General features: G+C 61.7%; 2 protein-coding genes. One reads left to right on the top strand and one right to left on the bottom strand.

Annotated elements, in window-relative coordinates; all coding sequences use genetic code 11:
- The coding region (locus C468_RS00395) for a serine hydrolase domain-containing protein (protein ID WP_008846873.1) at positions 1–1,368 on the top strand (1,368 nt) is incomplete at its 5' end.
- Between the two features lie 58 nt (positions 1,369–1,426).
- Here the strand turns inward: C468_RS00395 and C468_RS00400 are convergent.
- Positions 1,427–2,707: hypothetical protein (locus C468_RS00400; RefSeq protein ID WP_008846874.1), on the bottom strand; the 1,281-nt coding region annotated here is incomplete at its 5' end.

A 2,707-nucleotide genomic window follows, 5' to 3' on the forward strand; every position in this document is an offset into this window, starting at 1 on the left:
GCGCGTGTCCGTCCGCCGGGTGAACTCGCCCAATACACCAACTACGCCGCCGCACTAACCGGACAGCTGATCGCGGACATCTCTGGGCAGCAATTCGATTCGTTCGTCACGGAGAACGTGTTCGCGCCGCTCGGGATGTCAAACAGTACGTTCCAAGCGGCTCCGCCCGGACTCGTACCTGCCGATGGAACGGCCGTTGACGATGTCGTGAGTTTCTACTCCGACGTGTCGCCGGCGTCCGGTCTCCACACGACCGCCGCAGACATGGCGCGACTGCTCCAAGCACACCTAAACAATGGTGTCGTCGACGGCGAACGGATCCTCTCAGAGAGCGCGGTCGACGCGATGCACCGGCAGTGGTTCACACCTCACGAACAGATGGACGGCATGGCGTTCGGTCTCTTTGAGAGAACTCGTGGCGATACTCGGATCGTTCGTCACGATGGCGGCGTCCCGCAGTTCGCCACAGAATTCGCTCTCCTCCCAGAGGAGGGAGTCGGCCTGTTCGTGGTCGCCCACGGTAGCGAAGCATACAATGCGAAGCAGGACGTCGCAGACGCACTCTTCGACCGGTACGCGCCCGTTGATTCGAGTGGCCAACGGCGGTCTCCTGACGGAACACCCGAACATGCTGACGAACTCGGCGGTCGATACCGCTCGGTGAACGCGACTGACACGGTCAGTTCCGAGAGAATTGTCTTCGGACTTTTTACCGGCCAACCGATCGACGCCCGAGTCGCCGACGACGGCCGGCTCATAACGGAGCAAGGGGACAGGACGGACGAATGGGTTGAGGTCGATCCGCTCGTCTTCGAGCACGTCGAGAAAGACTCGACGCTGGTGTTCCGCGAGACGGACGGTGAGGTGACCCACCTGTTGGACGGACTCAACGCGTACGAGCAGATTGGCTACCACGAACAGCTCTCGGTACAAGGCCGAGTCGCGGCGGCTGCGACAGTAATAGCGCTGACCGGTCTCGTGGGATGGCCGGCAGCCCGGGGGTGGCGTCGATATCGGGGTGGAGATTCACCACCGGCGTCTGTCACTCGCGCTCGGTGGGTCGCTGGCGCGGGTGTCGCCGGGCTCCTGCTGTTCGTCCTCGCCTTCGTTGCCGTTTCCGTTGCCGTGACATCGATGGGCAGGCCAACACTGTTCGACCGACCACCCGCCTGGTTCGGAATCGTGTTTGTCGTGCCGACGCTCGGAGCCATTACGACCGCAGGTGCAGTCGCCTACGCAGTTCGTGCGTGGGTCCGAGCGGATTGGTCGATCGCCGCTCGCATCCACTACTCGGCCGTCGTCGTCGCGGCGACCGCCTTGTACTGGCTCCTGCAGTATTGGAACCTGCTGTGGGTTCGGATGGGGTAACTGAATTAACGAAACACTCGATCGAGCTATTTTTTCACAACGAATCTGCCCTGTGTCTTCACTCAAATTGATAGTTTCGAACGCGGTCTCGTGCGACGTACATTGAAATGAGACCAACGAGACACGCGAAGACTGCCGAAACAAGCGTCCCACTGAGACCGATCACGAACCGGTTGACGCCGACGACCGAGGCGAGTGCGTGGCTAGCGATACCTGAGTGTGCGATAACGGTCGGGAGCGCGACGACAAGCACGGCGACCGAGTAGATTCCGAACGCGAAGGCACTGGGGACGATCGCTTTCGTGCTTCGAGAGACGCTGACAGCCTCAAAACGAGGAAATCCGACACCGATTCCGGTCCCGATCGCACCCGACACGGCCGACAAGACGAGCGCTGATGCGCCGAGACTCGCAACGACCGGTACCGAATGCGGACTCAGAACCCCCGCGATAACGGTCGCTGCGACGGTTATCGGTGCTATCAGGAGGGTCCCCGAGAGGACGTGTCCGATGACCAGCGAGCGCTCGGGGACCTCCGTAAGCAGTGTAGCGGGGAGCGCTGCGCCCTCCTGGCCCACTACGTTGAGCGCGAACAACGACCCGGCAACCCACGTACCACTAAGCAGAATCCACAACGGGAGCCCGGTTCCGATCTCCCCTGTTTGAAAAGCCGTGACAGCCGGGCCGGCGAGGACGATCAGGGGATACAATGCGAACGACAGCGAGATCGGTGACCTGCGGGCACGTTTCCAATCGACCGCAGCGACACCGAAAACTGGCTGTGAGACAACTCTTGAGAGCCCATTGAGCCGCGAGGATCCGTTGTCCGATCGCTCGGCCTCGTGGGTGATGTGAACGCCATCAGCGTACCAGAGCCACTCGGAGAGTCGGTACAGGGACGCAACCGCCACAACGACGAATGCTGCCGTGAACCCCACCGCGCCAATCGCTCGGAGCGGCGACGCACCGATCCCGAGCCCCAGTGCGGCGAGATCGCCGAACCAGTCGATCGGTGTCGGCGCAAGCACCCGATAGATCGGTTCGAGAACTGATGCGAATGCGTTCGTGAAGATCAGCGCCAAATACCCGATACCGAGCAGAACGAGAAACAGCGTTCGGAGGCGACTGAGCAGCCGCGATCGAACGCCGGCGTTCCGCACGCCCAGCGCAAGGATGAAGCCAGCCGGGATCCCGGTTACGAGGAGAAGACACAGTGTGAGCAACAGGGCGGGGATCGTGAGTAATGAGCCGGCACCGACGGCGAACGCAACTGTGGCGGCGCTTCCAACTGTAAGGAAGAACGCGGACCAGAGCACGAGCTGTCTCTTATACACATCTCT

It is taken from the genome of Halorubrum kocurii JCM 14978 (genome assembly GCF_000337355.1).
Lineage (GTDB): Archaea > Halobacteriota > Halobacteria > Halobacteriales > Haloferacaceae > Halorubrum > Halorubrum kocurii.